This window comes from Pseudomonas sp. FW306-02-D09B (genome assembly GCF_058782685.1).
The window spans coordinates 18,880-40,205 of the sequence record NZ_JBYSXY010000031.1 but is presented as its reverse complement, the minus strand read 5'-3'; the positions used below and the strand labels follow the sequence as shown (position 1 = coordinate 40,205).

The 21,326-nt window shown below is 58.9% G+C and carries 22 protein-coding genes; 7 read left to right on the top strand and 15 right to left on the bottom strand.

All coding sequences use genetic code 11. The features are described 5' to 3' along the window. Window positions 1–119: 119 nt before the first annotated feature. Both AC3WK5_RS28470 and mobA read right to left on the bottom strand, forming a co-directional pair. Window positions 120–341, bottom strand: a complete 222-nt coding sequence (locus tag AC3WK5_RS28470) for a YgdI/YgdR family lipoprotein (RefSeq protein WP_054596379.1) — start codon at window positions 339–341, stop codon at window positions 120–122. 76 nt (window positions 342–417) lie between these two features. Further along, window positions 418–1,020, bottom strand: coding sequence for a molybdenum cofactor guanylyltransferase MobA (gene mobA, locus AC3WK5_RS28465; RefSeq protein WP_103319807.1), 603 nt, complete (start codon window positions 1,018–1,020; stop codon window positions 418–420). Between the two features lie 81 nt (window positions 1,021–1,101). Here mobA and moaB point away from each other — a divergent pair, with 81 nt between their 5' ends. After that, on the top strand, window positions 1,102–1,641 hold the full coding sequence (gene moaB / locus AC3WK5_RS28460; protein WP_054596381.1) for a molybdenum cofactor biosynthesis protein B: 540 nt from the start codon (window positions 1,102–1,104) through the stop codon (window positions 1,639–1,641). Window positions 1,642–1,663: 22 nt separating this feature from the next. Then, window positions 1,664–2,851, top strand: a complete 1,188-nt coding sequence (locus AC3WK5_RS28455; RefSeq protein ID WP_177474944.1) for a molybdopterin molybdotransferase MoeA — start codon at window positions 1,664–1,666, stop codon at window positions 2,849–2,851. Between the two features lie 75 nt (window positions 2,852–2,926). On the opposite strand, the gene AC3WK5_RS28450 is transcribed toward AC3WK5_RS28455, so the two are convergent. The 4 genes from AC3WK5_RS28450 to AC3WK5_RS28435 all read right to left on the bottom strand — a co-directional run bounded on the left by AC3WK5_RS28450 (window position 2,927) and on the right by AC3WK5_RS28435 (window position 5,990). Beyond that, window positions 2,927–3,235 (bottom strand): hypothetical protein, encoded by a 309-nt coding sequence (locus AC3WK5_RS28450; RefSeq protein WP_256585323.1) that lies wholly within the window; start codon window positions 3,233–3,235, stop codon window positions 2,927–2,929. 214 nt (window positions 3,236–3,449) lie between these two features. Beyond that, entirely contained in the window at window positions 3,450–4,109 is a 660-nt protein-coding gene (locus tag AC3WK5_RS28445) for a response regulator (protein WP_054596384.1), read from the bottom strand. Beyond that, complete coding sequence (locus tag AC3WK5_RS28440) at window positions 4,106–4,999, bottom strand: sensor histidine kinase (protein ID WP_054596385.1); 894 nt, start codon at window positions 4,997–4,999, stop codon at window positions 4,106–4,108. Before AC3WK5_RS28440 ends, AC3WK5_RS28445 begins: the two co-directional genes overlap by 4 nt. A 520-nt stretch (window positions 5,000–5,519) precedes the next feature. Further along, window positions 5,520–5,990, bottom strand: a complete 471-nt coding sequence (locus AC3WK5_RS28435) for a hypothetical protein (protein ID WP_103319812.1) — start codon at window positions 5,988–5,990, stop codon at window positions 5,520–5,522. 566 nt (window positions 5,991–6,556) lie between these two features. On the opposite strand from AC3WK5_RS28435, the gene AC3WK5_RS28430 reads away from it, so the two are divergent. Next, window positions 6,557–7,492 carry a chemotaxis protein CheV gene (locus AC3WK5_RS28430; protein WP_054596387.1) on the top strand — a complete coding sequence of 312 codons (936 nt, stop codon included), beginning with the start codon at window positions 6,557–6,559 and terminating at the stop codon, window positions 7,490–7,492. 101 nt (window positions 7,493–7,593) lie between these two features. Further along, window positions 7,594–8,400, top strand: a complete 807-nt coding sequence (locus tag AC3WK5_RS28425; protein ID WP_103319856.1) for an MOSC domain-containing protein — start codon at window positions 7,594–7,596, stop codon at window positions 8,398–8,400. Between the two features lie 69 nt (window positions 8,401–8,469). Here AC3WK5_RS28425 and ppnP read toward each other — a convergent pair whose 3' ends face one another. The 8 genes from ppnP to AC3WK5_RS28385 form a co-directional block, all read right to left on the bottom strand. Further along, complete coding sequence (gene ppnP / locus AC3WK5_RS28420) at window positions 8,470–8,754, bottom strand: pyrimidine/purine nucleoside phosphorylase (RefSeq protein WP_007940055.1); 285 nt, start codon at window positions 8,752–8,754, stop codon at window positions 8,470–8,472. Between the two features lie 80 nt (window positions 8,755–8,834). After that, the gene (locus AC3WK5_RS28415; protein WP_103319814.1) at window positions 8,835–9,377 is read right to left on the bottom strand and encodes a 3'-5' exonuclease; all 543 of its coding nucleotides are present in this window, start codon (window positions 9,375–9,377) and stop codon (window positions 8,835–8,837) included. A 70-nt stretch (window positions 9,378–9,447) separates the two neighbouring features. After that, window positions 9,448–11,409 (bottom strand): acetyl-CoA carboxylase biotin carboxylase subunit, encoded by a 1,962-nt coding sequence (locus tag AC3WK5_RS28410; RefSeq protein WP_103319816.1) that lies wholly within the window; start codon window positions 11,407–11,409, stop codon window positions 9,448–9,450. Window positions 11,410–11,519: 110 nt separating this feature from the next. Next, window positions 11,520–12,317, bottom strand: coding sequence for an enoyl-CoA hydratase/isomerase family protein (locus tag AC3WK5_RS28405; RefSeq protein WP_103319818.1), 798 nt, complete (start codon window positions 12,315–12,317; stop codon window positions 11,520–11,522). Next, window positions 12,314–13,471 carry a citronellyl-CoA dehydrogenase gene (gene atuD, locus AC3WK5_RS28400; protein ID WP_103319819.1) on the bottom strand — a complete coding sequence of 386 codons (1,158 nt, stop codon included), beginning with the start codon at window positions 13,469–13,471 and terminating at the stop codon, window positions 12,314–12,316. Before atuD ends, AC3WK5_RS28405 begins: the two co-directional genes overlap by 4 nt. Window positions 13,472–13,509: 38 nt before the next feature. Beyond that, window positions 13,510–15,126 carry a geranyl-CoA carboxylase subunit beta gene (atuC, locus tag AC3WK5_RS28395; RefSeq protein ID WP_103319821.1) on the bottom strand — a complete coding sequence of 539 codons (1,617 nt, stop codon included), beginning with the start codon at window positions 15,124–15,126 and terminating at the stop codon, window positions 13,510–13,512. 3 nt (window positions 15,127–15,129) lie between these two features. Then, window positions 15,130–15,999, bottom strand: a complete 870-nt coding sequence (locus AC3WK5_RS28390; protein WP_103319823.1) for an SDR family oxidoreductase — start codon at window positions 15,997–15,999, stop codon at window positions 15,130–15,132. Window positions 16,000–16,011: 12 nt separating this feature from the next. Then, entirely contained in the window at window positions 16,012–17,802 is a 1,791-nt protein-coding gene (locus tag AC3WK5_RS28385; protein ID WP_103319824.1) for an acyclic terpene utilization AtuA family protein, read from the bottom strand. Between the two features lie 180 nt (window positions 17,803–17,982). Between AC3WK5_RS28385 and AC3WK5_RS28380 the strand changes: the two genes are divergently transcribed. Beyond that, on the top strand, window positions 17,983–18,606 hold the full coding sequence (locus AC3WK5_RS28380) for a TetR/AcrR family transcriptional regulator (RefSeq protein ID WP_054596396.1): 624 nt from the start codon (window positions 17,983–17,985) through the stop codon (window positions 18,604–18,606). A 105-nt stretch (window positions 18,607–18,711) separates the two neighbouring features. Then, the gene (locus AC3WK5_RS28375) at window positions 18,712–19,506 is read left to right on the top strand and encodes a substrate-binding periplasmic protein (RefSeq protein WP_173860017.1); all 795 of its coding nucleotides are present in this window, start codon (window positions 18,712–18,714) and stop codon (window positions 19,504–19,506) included. A 110-nt stretch (window positions 19,507–19,616) separates the two neighbouring features. On the opposite strand, the gene AC3WK5_RS28370 is transcribed toward AC3WK5_RS28375, so the two are convergent. Next, window positions 19,617–20,165 (bottom strand): RNA polymerase factor sigma-70, encoded by a 549-nt coding sequence (locus AC3WK5_RS28370; RefSeq protein ID WP_054596398.1) that lies wholly within the window; start codon window positions 20,163–20,165, stop codon window positions 19,617–19,619. Between the two features lie 288 nt (window positions 20,166–20,453). On the opposite strand from AC3WK5_RS28370, the gene AC3WK5_RS28365 reads away from it, so the two are divergent. After that, window positions 20,454–21,266 (top strand): alpha/beta fold hydrolase, encoded by an 813-nt coding sequence (locus tag AC3WK5_RS28365; RefSeq protein WP_103319826.1) that lies wholly within the window; start codon window positions 20,454–20,456, stop codon window positions 21,264–21,266. The last annotated feature ends 60 nt before the right edge of the window (window positions 21,267–21,326 follow it).

Below are 21,326 nucleotides of genomic sequence, written 5' to 3'. Positions count from 1 at the left end.
CGCCCCAGCGGGAGCAAGCTCCCTCGCCACAACTGCGGTTGTGCCTGAAACATCGGCTTAAGTGAACAGCATTGCGCACACTGGCGGGCTTTATCTGTACCAGGCTGTCGCCGTGAGGCTTACAGGTCTTTAACGGTACGAATCTGATCTTTGTTGATGCGGGTTTGCTTGCCATCCAGTTGCTCGAATTCGTAAAAGCCCGACTTGGAATCGAAGTGGGGGGTGTCGACCGACTGGATCTCGCGACCGTCATTCAAGGTGATCACCGCGGGCGATGAGCAACCGGCGAGGGTAGCGAGGCCCAGTGCGAGCATGAGAGTGGCGAGGGTCCGATGAGTCATGTGATTTCTCCGAATATGAATTCTTTTGAGTACTGGGCTGAGACGTATGCCTGGCGTGCAAGTTCCTTGGTTGGCCTCATTCTGGCACGTTGCTGTGCAGGCTTAACAGTTCAGGTGTATTCAGGTTGGCCAGGCGTCGATCGTTTTCGGGGCATTGCAGTGCGATGGCGCCCAGGTTGCGCATGATGCGTCCGGGGCTGCGTTCACCCTCGTTCCAGGCGTTTTCAAACTCGCCTGCCAGCGCTACAGGGATAATGCACAGCAACGGTTCCCAATGCTCGCCCTGGCGTAGCATCAAGGGTTTGTCCGGCTGTTGGCGGGCGGCTTCTCGCATGGCCGTGAGCAGTTGGGCGTCAATGCGCGGCACGTCGCAGGGCAGTACCATCAAATGGGGATGTCGCGCGACTGCCAACCCGGCGCGAATCCCGGCCAATGGGCCAGGGAAGTCGCTATTGTCGTCATGCACCAACTGGTCGGCATAAAGCGCGTATTTTTCCATATTGCGGTTGCAGGAAATGATCAGGTCATCGCTCAAGCCTCGAGTCAGGTGATGCAGATGAGCAATCAGAGGCAGGCCTTGCCACACCAGCAGCCCCTTGTCCTGACCGCCCATGCGCTGACCACGTCCTCCCGCCAGAAGCAGGATGGAGCAGGGCGGCAACTGGAAGTTCGAGGTCATGCTGCATCTCCATCGGTGCGCTGAAAAAATGAGGCGCTGTGATATAACACCGGGCTGTTTCTCCTACAACTGGACGAGCCTATGAAAGCCAAGGCTGATGTACCTTTCGCCCCGCTGAACATTGCGGTGCTGACTGTCAGTGATACCCGCACGCTGGAAACCGATACCTCGGGACAGGTCTTCGTTGACCGCCTCAGTGCTGCCGGGCATAACCTGGCCGCGCGTATTCTGCTTAAAGATGACCTCTACAAAATTCGTGCGCAAGTCGCGACCTGGATCGCTGACGACGTCGTGCAAGTGGTGCTGATTACGGGCGGTACGGGTTTTACCGGTCGTGACAGTACACCGGAAGCTGTCAGTTGCCTGCTGGATAAGCAGGTCGACGGATTTGGCGAGCTGTTTCGGCAGATCTCGGTTGCGGACATCGGCACCTCGACGGTGCAATCGCGTGCACTGGCAGGGTTGGCCAATGGCACGCTGGTCTGCTGTCTGCCGGGTTCTACCAATGCGGTGCGAACCGGTTGGGACGGGATTCTCGCGGAGCAACTGGATTCGCGGCATCGTCCGTGTAACTTCGTCGCTCACTTGAAGCAGGCGGCACCCTGTGAATCCCGTGGGTAAGCCGGGCAAGACCGGCAGCTTGATGCCCGTCGAAGTGGCGCTGGCACGCTTGCTGGAAATGGCTGAGGCGTCGCCAATCCTCGAGCGCGAACGATTGCCGTTGGCCGCGATCCAGGGCCGCGTTCTTGCCGAGGACCTGGTATCGACCCTTGATCTGCCGCCATGGCCCAACAGCGCCATGGATGGTTATGCCTTGCGCCTGGCCGATTGGACTGGCGAGCCACTGGTGGTCAGCCAGAAGATTTTTGCCGGGCAAGCCCCGGAGCCATTGGCACCCGGTACATGTGCACGGATATTCACCGGTGCCCCGGTGCCAGTGGGTGCAGACTGCGTAGAAATGCAGGAAAACGCCGAGGTCCAGGCGGACCAACGGGTACGTTTTACCGAGCCGATGCGCGCAGGGCAAAACATTCGCCCACAAGGTCAGGAAACCACGGTGGGTGAACAGGTATTGACCGCCGGTACGCGCCTGGGTCCCATCGAGCAAGGTTTGGCGGCGTCACTGGGCTGTGCAGAACTAGAAGTCGTGCGCAAGGTACGGGTTGCGGTGCTGTCCACCGGAGACGAGTTGGTCGAGCCTGGGCAAGCCCTCGGTCCGGGTCAGATCTATAACAGCAATCGGGTATTGCTGTGCAGTTGGTTGCAGCGTTTAGGCTGCGAAGTGATCGATGCGGGGATTCTGCCGGACGATTTGCAGGCCACTCGCAATCGGCTCGCCGAACTGGGGGATGTCGACCTGATCCTGTCTACGGGCGGTGTATCGGTAGGCGAGGCGGATTTCCTGGGTATTGCGCTGCGCGAAGAGGGCGAACTGGCCTTGTGGAAATTGGCCATCAAGCCGGGGAAACCACTGACGTTCGGGCATTTTCGAGGCGTGCCGGTGATTGGGTTGCCTGGCAATCCTGCGTCGACACTGGTGACCTTCGCCTTGTTGGCACGCCCTTATCTGTTACGCCGCCAAGGCGTGAGAGAGGTTCGGCCTTTGCAGTTTCAGGTTCCGGCAGGATTCGCCTGGTCCAAGGCCGGCAATCGCCGTGAATACCTGCGTGGTCGTCTGGAGCATGGGCGGGCAATTATCTACAAGAATCAGAGCTCGGGTGTTTTGCGCAGTGCTGCCTGGGCGGATGGGCTGGTTGAAGTGCTGGAAGATCGCACGTTGGTCGAGGGTGATTGGGTGAACTTCATCCCCCTGAGTGAAGTGCTGGGCTAGGTCTTTGCGCACTACAGCCTCGCCAGCACCAGGCCCGGTACGGATCACGTCGGGCCTGGTGTTTCGTGGTGCAGGTTATGCGTTAAGTAGCGTCACGAGTTGATCGAAGCGGCTGTTGGCAATCCAGCCGAGCAGGCTGATGATCACCGCCGCAGCGCCTGCCGAGTAGGCAAGCCTGTGCTTGATGGACTTGACGTTGTTTCGGACCTCTTCCATATCTCTGCGGATGTACTTGAGGTGGGTCTCCAGCTCTACAACGCGCGGTTCCATGTCGTTCACTCCAGGTGTGTTGACGGTGCAATTGCATTCAATCGGGTGAGCGGGGTGGCCGGTGTTTGGAGGTGCATCCCGGTTCGCTGGAAATCGTAAGTCATGGCTTTGCATTAAGTGCATGGCTCCCTGCCTGATAGACCCTGGTCATATTGCGTGCACATCCTTGTGGGTTTTTTGCTGTTGCCTGATAACTGCAGTCACAAGGTGTACCAATGCCAAATGACCGTCAATTGGGCATATTCATCATGACTTGTAAGAAAAAAGTCGACATGTAGGACGCTTCTGAATGCCTGAGGGATAGGCACTACAGGGCGTTGCATCTGGCCTAATCGTCGAGACTGATGATTTGCTCGCGCACGGCAAACAGTACCAGGCCCGCGACATCGAAGATCTGCAAGCGCTTCATGATCTGAGAGCGATGGGTTTCCACCGTTTTGATGCTCAGGCCCAAACCATTGGCAATCTCGCGAGTGGATTTGCCACGCACGATCAAGCGCAGAATCTCTAGCTGGCGAGCCGTCAGATTATGGGTGTCGACGGGTTCTGGCCGGCTTTTCTGGGCACGCACCAGCGCCTGGTTGATCACGGTGTGAGCGATGGCCGGGCTCAGGTAGCGTTCGTTGTTGCGCAAGGCTTCGAGCGCGTGTTCCAGCTCCGTGGCGGTGGTGTCCTTGAGCAGATAGCCGTGAGCGCCTGACTCCAGGGCTTGCATGATCAGCGTCGGGTCGGTGTGCATCGACAGGATCAGCACTTTGCTTTGTGGGCGTACGGCCTTGAGTCTTTGCAGAGCCTCGAGCCCACCGGTTTCCTTCATGGATATATCCAGCAGGATGATGTCGGGGCTTAGCTTCTCGACCATTTCGAGCAGTTGCGCACCATCATTGGCTTCACCAATGACGGCGTAACCGGGAATGTCCAGAACCAGCGCACGCACGCCGGCTCTGATCAGCGAGTGGTCATCCACCAGAAGCAAGTTACAAGTCAATGTTGAACCTTATTCGTACTGGCTCGTTCGAGCGCGCGGGGTGCCCAGGGGAAAAGTGCTTCGATCTGCGTACCCTTGCCGGGCTCGCTGATGACGCTCAAGGTGCCGCCCAGTTGTTCGACCCGCTCCGACATGCCGGCCATTCCGCGTTGCCCTTCACGACCAGGATGGGTGGCTGGAGAAAAGCCCAGTCCGTCATCGCTGATAAACAGCGCCAGTCCTTGGGGCAGACGTTGCAGGCGAATCAGCAGGTTTTTGGCTTGGGCATGGCGCAGCATATTGGTGACGGCTTCCTGAGAAATCCGAAACGCCGCCACCGCCATTTCTTCTGGAATACCGGTCAGGCGCTGCTGGCATTCAAGGCTCCAGTTCACGGCAGTATTGGCCAGCATTTTGAGCAGATGTGCACGCAAACTGGCTTCAAGGCCAAGGCTGGTGAGTTGTCTTGGATTGAGAATGGCCGAGACATCACGAACTTTGGTCAGGGTTTCTTCCAGCGTGTCGCAGAGCAGGGTGCAATGGCTTTGCAGTTCTTCGGGCTGACGTCGCTTGAGCCATTCACTTTGCAGTTTTGCCGCCGTCAGCAATTGGCCGATGTCGTCGTGGAGTTCACGGCTGAGCCGATGGCGTTCGTTTTCCTGTACTTCCAGCAAACGATCGGCCAGTTCCTGAGGCTGGAACCTGATCGATTTTCGCGAACTGCAATACTGCACCCAGACGCTGGTGGCTGCCGCGAGATTCAATATCAGCAGTGCGACTGGAAATTGGCTGGACAGGCAGTAAACCAGCAGGCTGCCCACCGCCGAGCACAGGCACAGCAGCAGTGTAAACCGGCGAACGCTTTTTCGGGAGGGTGGCCAAGAGGCGACTGACTTGAGGCTGGCGTACATAGCGGATGGAGCCAATGAATGTTCGCTGCGGGCAGACCGGTCACGATGGCTGACGGGTCTCTGTGTGGAAAATGCTGGTAATTGAATAGTGAGCTTCAAGTTAGCGCAGTCTGATTGTCAAAATCGAGTGTTGCACTGTACAAGGGGATAGGCTCCGCCTGAAGTCAGAGTGCCATAGCGCAGAACCAACTAATTGGGCCGCATAATACCACTTAACATACCGTTGGTCGCGTTCGCTATATATGTCCAAAGGGTCAGGAATTTAGCCGTTGCTGGACATATGCTCCACGTTGGCGGTCATGGGCTGGTGACTGAGCGTCCAGCATGACTCATTACGTCACTAATCAGTTTGCAGCGCTCTGGACGTGTAGCTCAGGAGGTCGGAAGTCGGCAACTAATGCTTGGGTTATTAATTTGATTCTGACGTTAAAAGATATGAAGTATTCAATTGCGACGCGAAAGCGTTGTTGCTGGAAGTGTTAAAAATTATCAAACGATGCCATGCATTATCTGATGCAACTCAGGCATGTCTTGCCGAAAGCGGAACGCATGCGAATGGCTTGGTGGGTAATGCCAGGCGCGTCGGGGCACGGCCAATTTCCATCGCGAAGGCTTCGATCAACGATAGCTGTTCGGCGTCATCGAGGCTGAGTTGGCCGGTAGTCAGGTCGACCAGTTCAAGTTGCCAGGCCATCAATGTGAAGCACTCTTTCAAGGCACACAGTGCCTGGTCGTTCAGGTCGATTTGATTGCGTGCACCGTTGAGCAAGGCGTGAATGCACATCGAGAACTCGGATACCGCCCGCAGTGCCAATGCATCGGCCCGGTTGGCCAGGGTGAACAGTGTGTTCAGCATGCAATCGATGGCGTCCTGATCATTGTTGATCAGTTGCAGGTGGCTCAGGCATTCCTCGGATTTGGCCAGCAGGGTTTCTGCCTCGATCAAGAATTCGGGCAGTCGCTGATTCCAGTTTTTACGATCGTTCAGCATGCTTTTCTCCACGACATCAAGTCAGGTGATGCAATCAGCCGTATGGCGAACGGGCGTAAGGTACTGCCGGACCACGACCGGAATCTGTAGGGCAGTTCTGATTTTTTGCTGTTGACGATGAACGGTCTGTTTGCGTTCGACGCGAATGCCCCGATGGAGCGAGCCTGATTGACAGCGTAACGAGGTGCCGAACCCATTAGCCGTGAGGCATGAGGTGCGTAACCCGGCGGGCTGAAAAAAGAGCTCGGCAACGGTACTTCGATCACAGACAAAAGCCTGACTCCATTCATGCAGTGAGAATGGCGTCACATTAATGGCTATTGGATATCGCGAATATCAGGCTGATCCCGATTGCGGCTAGGGGATTCCCTGATGTCACGGAACTTGACACGCAAAGACGGGTCGCGCGCAGGGTTGTGCAGTGGATGAAATAGCCGCTTCAGTAGAGCATGATGTTAATGTGACATCAATTCCTTTGCGTGGCATTTTGTTTGCGGGTCAAGATTGCGTGAGATCCGCCGATAACTTTCTTTAGTGAATTCATCAGAAAAGCCCAGGAGTCATCAATGGCCGGCATTCTCGACACAGTAGATCAACGCACACAGCTGGTGGGTGAGAATCGCCTGGAAATTCTCATGTTTCGCCTGGCCGGTCGGCAGTTATTTGCAATCAACGTCTTCAAGGTGCAGGAAGTCCTGCAATTGCCAAAGCTGACCTTGATGCCGCAGCGTCACCCGTTTGTCTGTGGTGTGGTCAATCTGCGTGGCCAGACATTGCCGGTGATCGACCTGTCCCAGGCCATCGGCATGCGACCGCTGGTGCCGGGGCCCAACAGCACCATCATCGTGACCGAGTACAACCGCTCGGTGCAGGCCTTCCTGGTCGGTGGCGTCGATCGCATCGTCAACATGAACTGGGAAGCTATTCTGCCGCCGCCAACCAGTGCCGGGCGCCAGCATTACCTGACGGCCATCAGCAAGGTCGATGACCAACTGGTGGAGATCATCGACGTCGAAAAAGTACTCGCCGAGATCGTGCCTTACAACGCCAAGGTTTCGCGTGACAAGCTCGAAGATCCGGTGCTGGAGCGCGCCCGCGGTCGTGAAGTGCTGCTGGTGGACGACTCCAATGTTGCCCTGTCCCAGTTGCGCGATACCCTGGGTCAGCTCGGGGTGAAAATGCACATCGCCAGTGACGGTCTGAAGGCGCTGAACATGCTCAAGGCCTGGGCCGATACGGGTGTGGTCATGACCGACAAATTGCTGATGATCTTCACCGACGCGGAAATGCCCGAGATGGACGGTTACCGCCTGACCACCGAGATTCGCAACGATCCACGCTTGCGCGGCCTGTACGTCGTCCTGCATACCTCGCTGTCCGGCAGCTTCAACGACTCGATGGTGAAGAAGGTCGGTTGTGACAACTTCCTCTCGAAATTCCAGCCAGACAAACTGGTCGACGTGGTGCGCCAGCGCCTGATGCTCGACGCAGTCCCGGCCTGACGGAACGTCACGGGCAGGCAGGATGTCTGCCCGTGATGTGCTTCTTTGATTCATCCGCCGGCTCGTATATCGTGGCGCTTTTGCCCACCAGGGAGCTGGCCATGTTGCGTCTGAGCGCGCTTTACCGTTATCCACTCAAGTCCGGCAAGGGCGAAATCCTGCAACAGGCCAGCCTGGACAAACTGGGGCTGGAGGGGGATCGACGCTGGATGCTGGTGGACGAGGCCAGCGGACGTTTCCTGACACAACGTGCGGAATCGGGAATGAGCCAGTTGTCGGCGTTGTGGAATACCTCCGGCGGTCTGACGCTCAGTGCACCCGGTCACTCGTCGATCGATATTGCCTTGCCTGCCAGCGACGCTGAACTGCGTGGCGTGACCATCTGGCGCGATACCTTGCGAGTTCCCGATGCGGGGGAGGCTGCCGGCGCCTGGGTCAGTGAATTCATTGGCAAACCTACCCGATTGGTGCAGGTGCCCGAGGCGCTGGCCCGTACCACTCAGGCCGGCTACGGCAAGGAGGACGATAAAGTCGCCTTTGCCGACGGTTTTCCGCTGTTGTTGATTGGTCAGGCTTCGCTTGAGGACTTGTCGCAACGGGTCGGCCGTCCACTGGAGATGCTGCGTTTTCGACCGAATCTGGTGATCGAGGGCAGCGAGGCATTTGCCGAGGACGGCTGGAAGCGCATTCGCATTGGCGATGTCGAGTTTCGTGTGGTCAAGCCGTGTTCACGCTGCATTCTCACCACCATCGACCCGCAAACCGGTGAGCGCAGTGACGACCGTGAACCCTTGGCGACGCTGCAGAAATACCGTGCGCAAGAGGATGGCGCGATGTTTGGCCAGAACCTGGTCAACGACGGCAATGGCCGGCTCGAAGTCGGCATGCCGGTAGAGATTCTCGAATGAGGCTGTAATGCTGGAATGAAAAATGCCCGTGTCTTTCGACACGGGCATTTTTTTATCGCGGTGAAACGCTTAGCCGCGGTATTCGCACAGGTAAGCGGTGTCGACGGCGACTTTCAGCTGGAACTTGCTGTTGGCCGGTACGTTGAACTGGCTGCCGGCGGCGAAGGTTTCCCAGTCGCTGCTGTCAGGCAGTTTGACGGTCAGGGCCCCGGAAACCACGTGCATGATCTCACGCTGGCTGGTGCCGAATTCGTATTCGCCCGGTGCCATGACGCCAATGGTGGCCGGACCTTCAGCGGTGCCGAAGGCAATCGACTTGACGGTGCCGTCGAAGTACTCGTTGACTTTAAACATGGGCGATTCCTCGAAATGGGCTAAAAAGGCCGGCCAGTATGCACAAGGCCTTTTCGTCCGTCACCTGTTGCCCTCAAGGATCAGGCCGGAAGAATCAGCGGTAACAACCGCGCAGTATTACGTGCATCTTCCAGCGCCCGGTGCTGTTGACCGGTAAATTGCATACCCGCCAATTGCAGGGCGCCATTGAGCCCCAGCGGCCGCTCCAGTCGGCGGGCCTTGGCAAAGCGTTGCTTCAGGTTCATGTGTGGGACTCGGCTGAGGGCACTATCGAGTTGCAGGCGTTGCCATTCCTGAAGCAGTTGTTGTCGGTCGTAATCGCCCCAGCTGGCCCAACCTTCAAGGCGCGTATGATGCTGGCCGAGCCAGCGCTCGAACAGCGGCCAGACCTCGGTCAGTGGCTGGGCAGCGTCGATATTGGCTTGGGTTATGTGGGTCAGTTCGCGACAAAAAGGGGTCAGCAGCGGTCGTCGCAGGGGCCGAACGAATCGCTGGAAGTAGTCCAGTTCGCGGCCTGCGCGATTGACCAGGGTGGCGCCGATTTCGATGATTTCCATCTCGGTTACTGGCCAGCCACCGTCATCGGTGGTCGCTTCGAGATCAATTACCAGCCAATGAGGCATCGCAGGTTTCCTGGTGTCCGCGTCCTGATGAGGCTGAGCGTAGCCAAATGCGATGGATCCGCCTAGCGGCTTATTCAACCTCCAACAAAATCTGACGATTTTTTACCTGATCGCCGGGGCTGACCTGCAACCGTTTGATCACACCGTCGATGCCAGCCTTGAGCGGGTGCTCCATTTTCATTGCCTCCAGCACCAGCAACAGCTGCCCCTTGGTCACCGATGAGCCTTCACTGACCAGTACGTCGACAATCGCACCATCCATCGGGGCTTTCAGCGTGCCGGTGCTGGTGCCGACCTGGCTGCTGACGGGCGCCAATGTCTGGTCTTGCAGCAGCAAGCTGCCGGGGCGAGTGAACAACCACAGTTGTCCGGCGGCCAGTTGATAGGCGTAGCGGCGGCGAATGCCGTTGATTTCCAGGTTGGCCGAGCGGGCGTTGATATCGAGCAGTTTCAGTTGCAGCGTTTCCCCGGCCACCTGAATGACCAGTTGCCCGTCGGGCAGAGCCGTCACTTCGGTTGACCAGCGATCGCCGTTGAGGCCGATCTGTTGCAACAGCGGCGCGTTGGCGTTGTTGCGCCAACCGGCGAGTCCTGGCGGATGGGCGCCAGCGGACTGCTGATAGAACAGCGCCGTGGCGATAGCCAGCTCTTCGGCTGTGGGCGCGTGCGAGTGGAGGCTTGGGTGATCGGCGAAGTGTTGAGCGATGAACCCGGTATTGAAGGTCCCGGCGATGAACTGCGGATGCTCCAGCAAACCGGCGAGCAGACGCTGATTGGTCTGCAAGCCCAGCAAGGCACTGTCCTGGACTGCCCGTAGTAACTTGCGCCGAGCCTCCTCGCGGGTGGCGCCGTAGGCGATGATTTTGCCAAGCAGCGGGTCGTAAAACGGGCTGACCTGCTGATCTTCAAGCAAGCCGTGGTCAATGCGCACCCCGTCCGCGAGGGCCGGCTCCCAGCGCATAATGCGCCCGGTCTGGGGCAGGAAATCCTGCGCCGGATCTTCGGCGTAAAGACGCACCTCCATCGCGTGGCCCTTGAGTTCGACCTGTTCCTGGCGCAACGGCAGCGGTAACCCAGCGGCGACATCCAGTTGCCAGGCCACCAGGTCCAGGCCGGTAATCATCTCGGTCACCGGGTGCTCGACCTGCAAGCGGGTGTTCATCTCCAGAAAGTAAAACTGCCCCCGCGCATCGAGCAAGAACTCCACGGTGCCGGCGCCGACGTAATTCACCGCGCGTCCGGCCTTCAGCGCAGCCTCGCCCATGGCGTCGCGCAATTCGGCTGTCATCACCGGACACGGCGCTTCTTCGATGACTTTTTGATGGCGACGCTGGATCGAGCAGTCGCGCTCGCCGAGGTAGATCAGGTTGCCATGCTGGTCGCCGAACAGCTGGATCTCGACATGGCGCGGTTCGATCAGTGCTTGTTCGAGAATCAACTCGTCGCTGCCGAATGCGTGCAGGGCTTCGGAGCGTGCGGTACGGATCTGCGCAAGCAACTCATCCGCAGTGTGCACCAGGCGCATGCCGCGCCCACCGCCGCCGGCGCTGGCCTTGATCATCAGCGGATAGCCAATGCGTTCGGCTTCGCGGCTGAGGGTAGCGTCATCCTGCTCCGCTCCTTGGTAACCGCCGATGCACGGCACGCCAGCGGCGAGCATGGCGATTTTCGACAGGCGTTTGCTGCCCATCAGTTCGATGGCCGCAGGATCCGGACCGATAAAGGTGATGCCGGCCTGGGCGCATGCCGTGGCGAATTCAGCGTTTTCCGAGAGGAAGCCGTAGCCGGGATGGATCGCGTCCGCGCCGCTGCGCAATGCAGCGTCGATGATCGCCGCACTGTTCAGGTAGGACTGGGCAACAGCAGCGGGGCCGATGTTGACCGCTTCATCGGCCATGCGCACATGCAGAGCGTCGGCGTCGGCATCGCTGAACACCGCCACCGTGCGATAGCCCAACGCCTGGGCGGTACGCTGGATGCGGCAGGCTATTTCACCGCGGTTGGCGATGAGGATTTTGCGCAAGGTGGGCATGGGGTGATCCTTTGTATTTTGCGGTGTTTTTGAGGGCCTCTTCGCGAGCAAGCCCGCTCCCACATTGGAAATGCGTTCCCCTGTGGGAGCGGGCTTGCTCGCGAAGCTTTTTAAGGCGCCCAACCCGGTTTGCGCTTTTGTACGAAGGCCATCGTCCCTTCGACACCTTCCGCCCCGGTCACGGCTTCACTGAACCAATCGGCTGCCTGGTCGAGCAACGGTCCCATGGACTGTTCGGTGCTGGCCAGCAACAAGGCCTTGGTCGCGGCATTGGCGCCAGGCGCGCAGCACAGCACATGCGCGAGCACCGCATCCAGACGTTCGGCCAAGGCTTGGGCATCGTGTTCGACAAAATGCACCAGCCCCAGACGCCGCGCTTCATGCCCGTCAAAACGCGCGGCGGTCAGCGCCAGGCGTCGTGCCTGAGTGAGGCCGATACGCTGGACCACGAACGGTGCGATTTGCGCCGGCAGCAGGCCGAGGCTGGTCTCCGGCAAGCCGAACTGGGCGTTGTGATCGGTCAGTGCAATGTCGCTGACACACACCAGACCGAAGCCGCCGCCGAGCACCGCGCCTTGCAACACCGTGATCAGCACTTGCGGCGCGTGCTGGGCTTCTTCGAGCAGGGCGCCAAACGCGCGGTTCAATTCGCGGTAGGCCTGCTGACCTTGAGCGCGGGCATTGGCCATGTCTTTCAAATCACCGCCGGCAGAAAAATGCCCGCCGGCACCGCCGAGCACTATCGCGCGGATGTCCCGGTCATCGCGCACCGCCGCGAGTACGGCGCGCAATTCGGCGACCATCTGCAAGCTCATGGCGTTGCGGCAGTCTGGCCGGTTCAAGGTGAGGTGCAGAACGCCGTTGTGCAGTTCCAGCAGCAGGGTCTGGCAAACGGGCAAGGTGGTCATTTTTTCTTCCCGGGCAGGATGCCCATCAATTTGCAGATGATCCCCAGCATGATCTCGTCGGCACCGCCGCCAATCGACACCAGCCGTACATCGCGGTAGGCGCGGGCCACCGGGTTGTCCCACATATAGCCCATGCCGCCCCAGTATTGCAGGCAACTGTCGCTGACTTCCCGGCCTAGCCGCCCGGCCTTGAGTTTGGCCATGGACGCCAGGCGCGTGACGTCCTGGCCTTTGACGTATTGCTCGGTGGCCTGGTAGACCAGCGCGCGCAGGCATTCGATTTCAGTTGCAAGCTCGGCGAGGCGGAAGTGAATCACCTGGTTGTCGATCAGCGCAGTGCCAAAGGTCTTGCGCTCCTTGCAATACTCGATAGTGCTGTCGATGCAGTATTCCAGGCCCTTGATCATGTTCGCCGCACCGAACAGGCGTTCTTCCTGGAACTGCAGCATTTGCATCATGAAGCCTGCGCCTTCATGGCCGATGCGGTTGCGTTGCGGCACGCGCACATTGTCGAAAAATACCTGGGCGGTTTCCGAACTGCGCATGCCGAGTTTGTCCAGAGGCGAACTGAGGCTGATGCCGGGGCTGTTCATCGGCACCATGATCAACGACTTGTTGATGTGCGCCTTGTCGTCCGAGGTGTTGGCCAGCAGGCAGATGAAGTCGGCGCTTGGGGAGTTGGTGATCCACATTTTGCTGCCGTTGATCACGTAGTCGCCGCCGTCCTTGCGCGCGGTGGTTTTCAGCCCGGCGACATCAGAGCCGGCACCAACTTCCGAGACGCCGATGCAGCCGACCTGTTCACCGGTGATCGCCGGGCGGAGGAATTCTTCACGCAGCTCGTCGGAGCCAAAACGGGCGAGGGCCGGGGTGCACATGTCGGTCTGCACGCCAATCGACATCGGAATCCCGCCGCAATGAATGGTCCCGAACTCTTCAGCGGCGACAATCGAATAGCTGTAGTCCAGGCCCATGCCACCGAATTTTTCCGGTTTGGAAATCCCCAACAGACCGAGCGCACCGGCCTTGCGGAAAATCTCGTGGATCGGAAAGCGCCCGGCTTTTTCCCATTCATCGACGTACGGGTTGATTTCACGGTCGACAAAATGATGGACAGTACGGCGCAGTTCTTCGTGTTCCTGGGTGAAGATCATTTTTATTGTTCTCCCTAAATCGGGTGGTGATCAGAGCCTCAAAAACGTGCGATACCGAAACTGTTCGGTTGCAACTGACGAACCTCGGCCTCATGGCAGATATCCAGCAGATAGCCGAGCAAGGTGCGCGTATCGCGTGGATCGATCAGCCCGTCGTCCCACAGGTTGGCGCTGCCGTAGAGTGCGGTGGACTGGCTGTCGAGTTTTTGCGCGGTGACCTGTTCCAGCGTGTCGAGCATCTTCGGGTCCGGGACCAAACCGTCCTTGGCCTGTCTGGCTTCGCTGACAATGCGCAGCACCTTGCCGGCCTGGGCGCCACCCATCACGGCGGTGCGGCTGTTGGGCCAGGCGAAGATGAAACGCGGGTCGAGCCCGCGGCCGCACATTGCGTAGTTGCCAGCACCGTAAGAGCCGCCGACCACCATGGTCAGCTTCGGCACCCGCGCGTTGGCGACAGCCTGAATCATCTTCGCGCCGTGTTTGATCACCCCTTGCTGTTCCGATTCGGTGCCGACCATGAAACCGGTGGTGTTATGGAAAAACAGCAGCGGTGTCTGGCTCTGGTCGCAGAGCTGGATGAACTGCGCGGCCTTGCTGGCACCTTGCGGGGTGATCGGACCGTTGTTGCCGATGAAACCGCAGGGCCGCCCCTGGATCTTCAAATGACCGCACATCGTTTGCTGATCGAACTCGCCCTTGAACTCGAGAAAGCGTGAGCCATCGGCGATGCGCGCAATGATCTCGCGCACGTCGTAGGGCTTTTTCGGATCGTCGGGAATCAGCCCCAGCAGTTCGTCGATAGGGTAGAGCGGCTCGTCCCAGTGTTCGGCGCTGCGCTGCGGTAACTGCGCATTCCACGGCAACAGGCTGACGATTTCGCGTACCAGGCGCACGCCGTCGGCATCGTTTTCGGCCAGGTACTCGGCAGTGCCAGCGATTTGCGCGTGCATCTCGGCGCCGCCGAGTGCTTCATCGGTGGCGACTTCACCGGTAGCGGCCTTGAGCAGCGGGGGGCCGGCGAGAAACAGCTTGGCCTTGCCGCGCACCACCACCACATAGTCCGAGAGCCCAGGCTGATAAGCGCCGCCAGCGGTGGCCGAACCATGCACCACAGTGATTTGCGGCAAGCCCATGGCCGACATCCGCGCCTGATTGGCGAAACTGCGTGCACCCTCGACGAAAATCTCTGCGGCGTAATTGAGGTTGGCACCGCCGCTCTCGGCGAGGGTGATCACCGGTAGTTTGTTTTCCGTGGCGATCTGTTGCAGGCGCAGGGACTTCTTCAGGCCGCTGGGGGAAATGGTGCCGCCCTTGATCGCGCTGTTGTTGGCGACCACCAGCACCCGCACACCGGACACATAACCAATCCCGGCAATCAACCCGCCACCGGCCTGGCTGCCGTCCTTGTCGTCGTGCAGTTTGTAGCCGGCCAGGCTCGCCAGTTCGAGAAACGGTGCGCCAGGATCAAGCAGCAGGTTCAGCCGTTCGCGAGGCAGGAGTTGCCCACGTTTGTCGAATTTCGGTTTGGCCTCTGCGGCTTTGGCCAGCAGGTTGCGTTCCAACTGGCGGAACTGTTCGATGCTGCTCAGCATCGCCTCGCGGTTCTGCGCAAACTGCCGGCTGAGGATGTCGAGTTGCGACTCAATCTGTGGCATGGCTCAGTCCTCGCCCTTGAGTACGTCGGGTAAGCCTGCGCGGTGAAAACCATTGAAGGATTCACTGTGCTGCGCCTTGTGCAGTGGCCAGGCACGACTGCCGAGGCTCGCCGCACCGTCGATCCGCAGTGTGCTGCCACTGATAAAGGCCGCCGCCGGACTCAGCAGGAAAACGATCGCCGCGCTGACTTCCGATTCAGTGCCGATCCGCTTGAGCGGCACGTGTTCGCGCAGGGTCGGGATCAGCGCCTTGAACGCCCCTTCGTAGGTGTCCATGCCGCTGGAGGCAATCCAGCCGGGCGCGACCGCGTTGACCCGCACCCCGGCGTAACCCCATTCGACTGCGGCGGTCTTGGTGAAATTGTCCATCCCCGAACGTGCGGCGCCCGAATGGCCCATGCCGGGCATGCCACCCCACATGTCGGCAAGCATGTTGACGATGCTGCCACCGTGCTTGCTCATCGACTGATTGAACACCTCCCGAGCCATCAGGAACCCGCCCACCAGATTGGTCCGCAACACGGTTTCGAAACCTTTCTGATTGATCGAGGCCAAGGGCGCCGGGTACTGGCCGCCAGCATTATTGACCAGGCCATGAATCGGCCCGTGGTCCTCGATCAGTTGCCCGACCAATTGCGTGACCGCGTCCTCGTCGCGGATATCGCAGGCCTGCCAATCCGCCTTGCCACCGTCCTCGATGATTTCCCTCGCGACTTTTTGCAGCTTCTCGGGTTTGCGCCCGACTAACAGCACATGAGCGCCGAGGGCCGCCAGTTCGTGGGCGGTGCAACGGCCGATGCCACTGCCGCCGCCGGTGACAATAATCGTCTGGCCGGCAAACAGCTCGGGTTTGAATATCGAATCAAAGGCCACGGCAACCGTCCTCTACTTGACTTGGTCAGCGATGCCTTGCGGCACCGGGATCTGGATTTCCAATAGCTGCTGGGCGAACGCCTTGCCTTGCGGGTCGATTCGCAAGCTGGCCACGCCACCGCCACCGAGGGCGTTTTCCAGGAGAAAATTCAGGCTGTGAGTGCCGGGCAAATACCAGCGCTCGACACGTCCGTGGATCGGGTCAAGCACGTGACTCATCCAGTCGACGATCACTGCAGGCGTCAGCGCTTCGGCAATCCACGGCAGGTATTCGGGGGCGCGGGCCATGACGCCGATGTTGCTGTGATTGCCCTTGTCGCCGGAGCGCGCCACAGCGAGTTTCACCAGTGCCACACTGGCGTCGGCGCGAGCGTGGGGTTTGGGTGGATCAAAGGGCAGCGGCAGGTCGGCAACGTCGAGGTGATCGAGGGCAGGCAGGGCGCAGGGATAACGTTGGCCTTGCAGGTCGACTTCCAGCACGCAGGTATTTTTGTCGATCAGGAACGAGAACAGACGAATCAATGGGTACACGGTTGGCCGGCCTCCGACGATTCCGGTCAACCCCGGCGCCATACCGGTGGCGGCTTGAGCGATCTCGCGGGAAAACAGGATCAGCGCTTGTTTGTCCGGGTGCCGCACCGCCAGTTTGATCACTACTTCGCGGCTGTCCTGGCGCTGGCCATGCGGACCATAAGTCGCTTCGCTGCCGAGCAGCTCAATGTTCACTTCGCTGTAGGGCGCCCAGCCGCGTTGGCTGAACATTTCCGAGGTCTTGGCAATGATCGCCTGGCTCACCCGACGTGCCTTGGCCACCGCGTCGATCCCGGCGATCAGGCAACTGGCGGTGCAGCGAAAGCCGTCAGGCCAGGTCGCGCAGACCTTATATTGACGGGGTGGTGGCAAGCCTTTGGCGCCGTGTACATGCACGGCGTTGTTGGCGTGTTGCTGGAGTTTGACCAGGCTGAAATCGCAGACCACATCGGGCAGCAGATAGGCGCGAGGATTGCCGATTTCGTACAGCAGTTGCTCGCCGACGCTCAGCGGTGTGACCAAACCGCCGGTTCCTTCAGGTTTGCTGACGATGAACTGGCCGTCGGCGCTGACTTCGACGATGGGGAAACCGATGTGTTCGTAGTCGGGCACCTTTTGCCAATCGGTGAAGTTGCCGCCGGTGCACTGTGCGCCGCATTCGATGAGATGCCCGGCCAGCGCGGCCTGGGCCAGTTTGTCGTAGTCCTGCCATGACCAGCCGAACTCATGCACCAATGCCGCGCTGACCACGGCGCTGTCGACCACTCTGCCTGTGATAACGATGTCCGCACCCAGGCGTAGCGCCTCGACGATGCCGGGGGCGCCGAGGTAGGCGTTGGTCGACACGCACATTGGCGGCAGTGGGGCGCCGCTGAACATTTCCTTTATGCCGCTGGTAGCCAATTGCTTGAACTGCGGTTGCAGGTCATCACCGAGCAACACGGCGATCTTCAGTGGCACACCGGCTTTATCGCACGCCGCTTGCAGCGCTGCTGCGCAGGCCAGTGGGTTGACCCCGCCGGCGTTGCTGATCACGCGGATGTTCTGTTCGCAAAGTTGCTTGAGGAGCGGGCTGAGGACTTCGACGAAGTCGGTCGCGTAACCGGCCTGGGGATCTTTCATTCGCGCGCCGGCCAGCAGCGACATAGTGATTTCTGCCAGATAGTCGAACACCAGATAGTCCAGCTGGGCACCGTCAACCAATTGCGCGGCGGCGGTCGAGGTATCGCCCCAGAAGGCACTGGCGCAGCCGATACGAACGGTTTTGTTCATTGCAAGCCTCCGACAGAAGTGGCTCGAGACTACCAAGCAAGCGCTTGGTTTGTAAATGCTGGTTACATCTTCTTCCCAAGCGCTTGCTTGGTCGTCCCGGTCAGCTTAAATTGCCCGCGCAAACCCATTGCATTCGTGGTGTGATCGCACAATTGATTGAGCGACTGTAGGAGAGAACGGGTGGACGAGCAAAAAGCCCTGCTGGTAATGCGCGAGTTGGTCGACAACGGGCAACTGACCGATCCCGACAGCGCTCGCGGCAAACTGCTGCAAATGGCCGCTCACCTGTTTCGCAACAAGGGCTACGAGCGCACCACGGTGCGTGATCTGGCCAGTGCGGTCGGGATTCAGTCGGGAAGCATTTTTCATCACTTCAAAAGCAAGGATGAAATCCTGCGGGCGGTGATGGAAGAAACCATTCGCTACAACACCGCATTGATGCGCGCCTCCCTGGCGCAAGCGACCAATGTGCGCGAGCGGGTGCTGGCACTGATCCGCTGTGAGTTGCAGTCGATCATGGGCGGCAGCGGCGAAGCAATGGCGGTGCTGGTCTACGAATGGCGTTCGCTTTCGCAAGAAGGTCAGGCCCAGGTGCTAGCGCTGCGCGATATCTATGAGCAGATCTGGTTGCAGGTACTGGGTGAGGCGAAAGACGCCGGTTTCATTCGCGGCGACGTATTTATTACCCGACGTTTTCTAACCGGCGCGCTGTCCTGGACCACCACCTGGTTTCGGCCGGATGGCAGCATGAGCCTCGATCAATTGGCCGACGAAGCCTTGATTCTGGTGTTGGAAGAAAAGTGACCGTTTCGCAAAAACTTATTAAATAGCCATCACCAAGTTGTCGAAGCGGATAAAACCGCCTAGCTTGGTTGTAGTCGATATATCTTTAGAGGTGGGCTCGTTTTGATGTCTTCGCCAGTTCGGAAGGCTTTACGGATTTCGCTGATGGCGCTGGGTGCGCTATCCGTACTCCCGGTTTCGGCCGCACAAGTAGTGCAGGTGGGCGCTGCGCACTTTCCGCCGTACACCGTTCGACCGGAGAATGGCGACGATACCGGGTTGCTACCGCAGTTGGTCGAGGCGCTGAACCACTCGCAAACCGACTATGAGTTCAAACTCGTGCCGACTTCCTTGCAGCGTCGATTCGGTGATTTCCAGGATGGCCGGACTGACATGGCGATCTTCGAAAACCCGGAGTGGGGTTGGAAGGATATCCCGCACAGCACCGTCGACATGGGGCTGGAAGATGCTGAAATCTTTGTCGCACAGAGCAAGCCGGATCGTCAGCAGGGTTACTTCACCGATTTGAAAGGCAAGCGTCTGGCGCTGTACAGCGGTTATCACTATGAATTCGCCAATTTCAATAACGATCCGCAATTTCTCAAGGACAGTTACAACGCGACGCTCACGACTTCTCACGACAGCAATATTTTAATGGTTCTGCGCAATCGCGCCGACATTGCACTGGTCACACGTTCGTACCTCTACGATTACCTGCTGCGCAATGAAAAGGTCAGGCCGCAGTTGTTGGTATCCCAGCGCATCGATCAGGTTTATCACCATTACGCGCTGTTACGTCCGCAAGCGCCGATCAGCGCGGAAACCTTCGGCAAGTTGCTGCAGGGGTTGCGGGATAACGGGCAGATGCTGAAGATTTTCGATCCGTACAAGATTGCCATCGTGCCGGTGCCTAAAAGCTGAAGTCAGGCCAACCCTTTGACCTGAAACTTGCGCTTGCTCGGTAAGGCTCAAGGCGGTATCTCCAGAACGGTCCAAAAAAAACTGAACCACAACACACAGGCTGCGATCTTTTAGCGGCGGGCGAACGTATCGCTGCGCTTGCCCGAAACCTTGCGGCAATGCACCAGGGCATCACGAATCATGAAATTCACCAGGGTCGGCGACACGCCGAGTTCCTTGGCGATATCCTTTTGCGGCACGCCGTGCAGGCGATACATCTCGAAGGCGTAGCGGGTGCGACTCGGTAATTGGCCGAGGGCATCGGCAATGTTTTCCAGAATCGAGAAGTTGATGTGCGAGGTTTCTGGCGAGGCATCGTGAATGACCACGTTCAAGCCTTCTTCTTCGGTGCCCGAATACTTTTGTTCCAGCGCCTGTCTGCGGTAGTGGTCAATCGCCAGGTTGCGCACGATCTGAAACAGGTAGCTGAGCTGAGCCTTGAACGAGGAGGTGATTTGCGGTGCTGATTGCAGCCTGAAAAACGCATCCTGAACGACATCTTCAGCGCGGGATCGGCAGCCGGTAATGCGGGCTGCGATTTTGACCAGAATCAGTCGATTATTAACGAACGCCTGGAGTAAGGGTGAGTCGCACCTGCTTGTGGTTACTGGTTCCGTCATGGAAATCACCTTGCTGCAAAAAGTAAATAGGACGACCAAGGGGGGGGCGGAGCCGTCCTACGCATCGAGTGACAAGCTAGTGTTAATGATAATGATTGTCAATTGATAGCGATTGCTATATTGAGGTCCCTTTGTCCACACCTCACGCAGACAGTCCTTGAACCGCGCTTGCTACTGACCAGCGCAGACTTGTTACGACCTCAATTGAAGTTCGGATTGACTGTCCCCCGTCGCCGGGACAGGCTGCCGGAGTTTTTTGGTTGACTCGATTCAGAAAGGAGACAGTTGATGCCCTTCGCTACGATTGATGGACAATCGCTTCACTACGTCGACCAAGGCACTGGTCCGGTGGTGCTGTTGGCGGGTAGTTACTTGTGGGACCAGGCCATGTGGGCGCCGCAGATTGTGGCGTTGTCGCAACACCATCGGGTGATTGCCGTGGACCTGTGGGGGCACGGGGAGTCCGGGCCGTTACCTGAGGGCATGACTTCGCTGGATGATCAGGCGCGGCAGGTACTGGCGCTGCTTGATCATCTGGATATTGACCGCGTCACCCTGGTCGGGCTTTCGGTCGGCGGCATGTGGGGCGTGCGTCTGGCGCTGTCGGCCCCACAGCGCCTCAACGGCCTGGTGTTGATGGACACCTATGTCGGTGTCGAGCCCGAGCCGACTCGCCAGTACTATTTCTCGCTGTTCAAGCAGATCGAAGACAGCGGTGTGATCTCGCCGCAGTTACTCGATATCGTAGTGCCGATTTTCTTCCGTCCAGGCATCGACCCTCAGTCGGCGCTTTATCTGGATTTCCGCGCCAGGCTGGCCGCGCTGCCGCCTGAGCGTTTGCGTGAAAGCATTGTGCCGATGGGGCGCATTACGTTTGGTCGTGATGATCTGCTGCCGCGTCTGGGCGAGCTGAATCCTGAAACCACGCTGCTGATGTGCGGTGATCAGGACAAACCGCGACCACCGTCGGAAACCAGGGAAATGGCCGAGTTGATCGGTTGCCCGTATCTGTTGGTGCCGGAGGCAGGGCACATTTCGAACCTGGAGAATCCTGAGTTCGTCACCAAGGCGCTGCTGAAGTTTCTGGCGGAGAGAACTTAGTCGATCATTCGGACGCCATCGCGAGCAGGCTCGCGATGACGTCGTTGCATCCAGTAGAAA

What these genes read in the sequence shown, in the direction of transcription:
- AC3WK5_RS28470 (WP_054596379.1), bottom strand. Translation starts at nt 341, where the DNA reads ATGACTCATCGGACCCTCGCCACTCTCATGCTCGCACTGGGCCTCGCT.
- mobA (WP_103319807.1), bottom strand. Translation starts at nt 1,020, where the DNA reads ATGACCTCGAACTTCCAGTTGCCGCCCTGCTCCATCCTGCTTCTGGCG.
- moaB (WP_054596381.1), top strand. Translation starts at nt 1,102, where the DNA reads ATGAAAGCCAAGGCTGATGTACCTTTCGCCCCGCTGAACATTGCGGTG.
- AC3WK5_RS28455 (WP_177474944.1), top strand. Translation starts at nt 1,664, where the DNA reads ATGCCCGTCGAAGTGGCGCTGGCACGCTTGCTGGAAATGGCTGAGGCG.
- AC3WK5_RS28450 (WP_256585323.1), bottom strand. Translation starts at nt 3,235, where the DNA reads ATGCAAAGCCATGACTTACGATTTCCAGCGAACCGGGATGCACCTCCA.
- AC3WK5_RS28440 (WP_054596385.1), bottom strand. Translation starts at nt 4,999, where the DNA reads ATGTACGCCAGCCTCAAGTCAGTCGCCTCTTGGCCACCCTCCCGAAAA.
- AC3WK5_RS28435 (WP_103319812.1), bottom strand. Translation starts at nt 5,990, where the DNA reads ATGCTGAACGATCGTAAAAACTGGAATCAGCGACTGCCCGAATTCTTG.
- AC3WK5_RS28430 (WP_054596387.1), top strand. Translation starts at nt 6,557, where the DNA reads ATGGCCGGCATTCTCGACACAGTAGATCAACGCACACAGCTGGTGGGT.
- AC3WK5_RS28425 (WP_103319856.1), top strand. Translation starts at nt 7,594, where the DNA reads ATGTTGCGTCTGAGCGCGCTTTACCGTTATCCACTCAAGTCCGGCAAG.
- ppnP (WP_007940055.1), bottom strand. Translation starts at nt 8,754, where the DNA reads ATGTTTAAAGTCAACGAGTACTTCGACGGCACCGTCAAGTCGATTGCC.
- AC3WK5_RS28415 (WP_103319814.1), bottom strand. Translation starts at nt 9,377, where the DNA reads ATGCCTCATTGGCTGGTAATTGATCTCGAAGCGACCACCGATGACGGT.
- AC3WK5_RS28410 (WP_103319816.1), bottom strand. Translation starts at nt 11,409, where the DNA reads ATGCCCACCTTGCGCAAAATCCTCATCGCCAACCGCGGTGAAATAGCC.
- AC3WK5_RS28405 (WP_103319818.1), bottom strand. Translation starts at nt 12,317, where the DNA reads ATGACCACCTTGCCCGTTTGCCAGACCCTGCTGCTGGAACTGCACAAC.
- atuD (WP_103319819.1), bottom strand. Translation starts at nt 13,471, where the DNA reads ATGATCTTCACCCAGGAACACGAAGAACTGCGCCGTACTGTCCATCAT.
- atuC (WP_103319821.1), bottom strand. Translation starts at nt 15,126, where the DNA reads ATGCCACAGATTGAGTCGCAACTCGACATCCTCAGCCGGCAGTTTGCG.
- AC3WK5_RS28385 (WP_103319824.1), bottom strand. Translation starts at nt 17,802, where the DNA reads ATGAACAAAACCGTTCGTATCGGCTGCGCCAGTGCCTTCTGGGGCGAT.
- AC3WK5_RS28375 (WP_173860017.1), top strand. Translation starts at nt 18,712, where the DNA reads ATGTCTTCGCCAGTTCGGAAGGCTTTACGGATTTCGCTGATGGCGCTG.
- AC3WK5_RS28370 (WP_054596398.1), bottom strand. Translation starts at nt 20,165, where the DNA reads ATGACGGAACCAGTAACCACAAGCAGGTGCGACTCACCCTTACTCCAG.
- AC3WK5_RS28365 (WP_103319826.1), top strand. Translation starts at nt 20,454, where the DNA reads ATGCCCTTCGCTACGATTGATGGACAATCGCTTCACTACGTCGACCAA.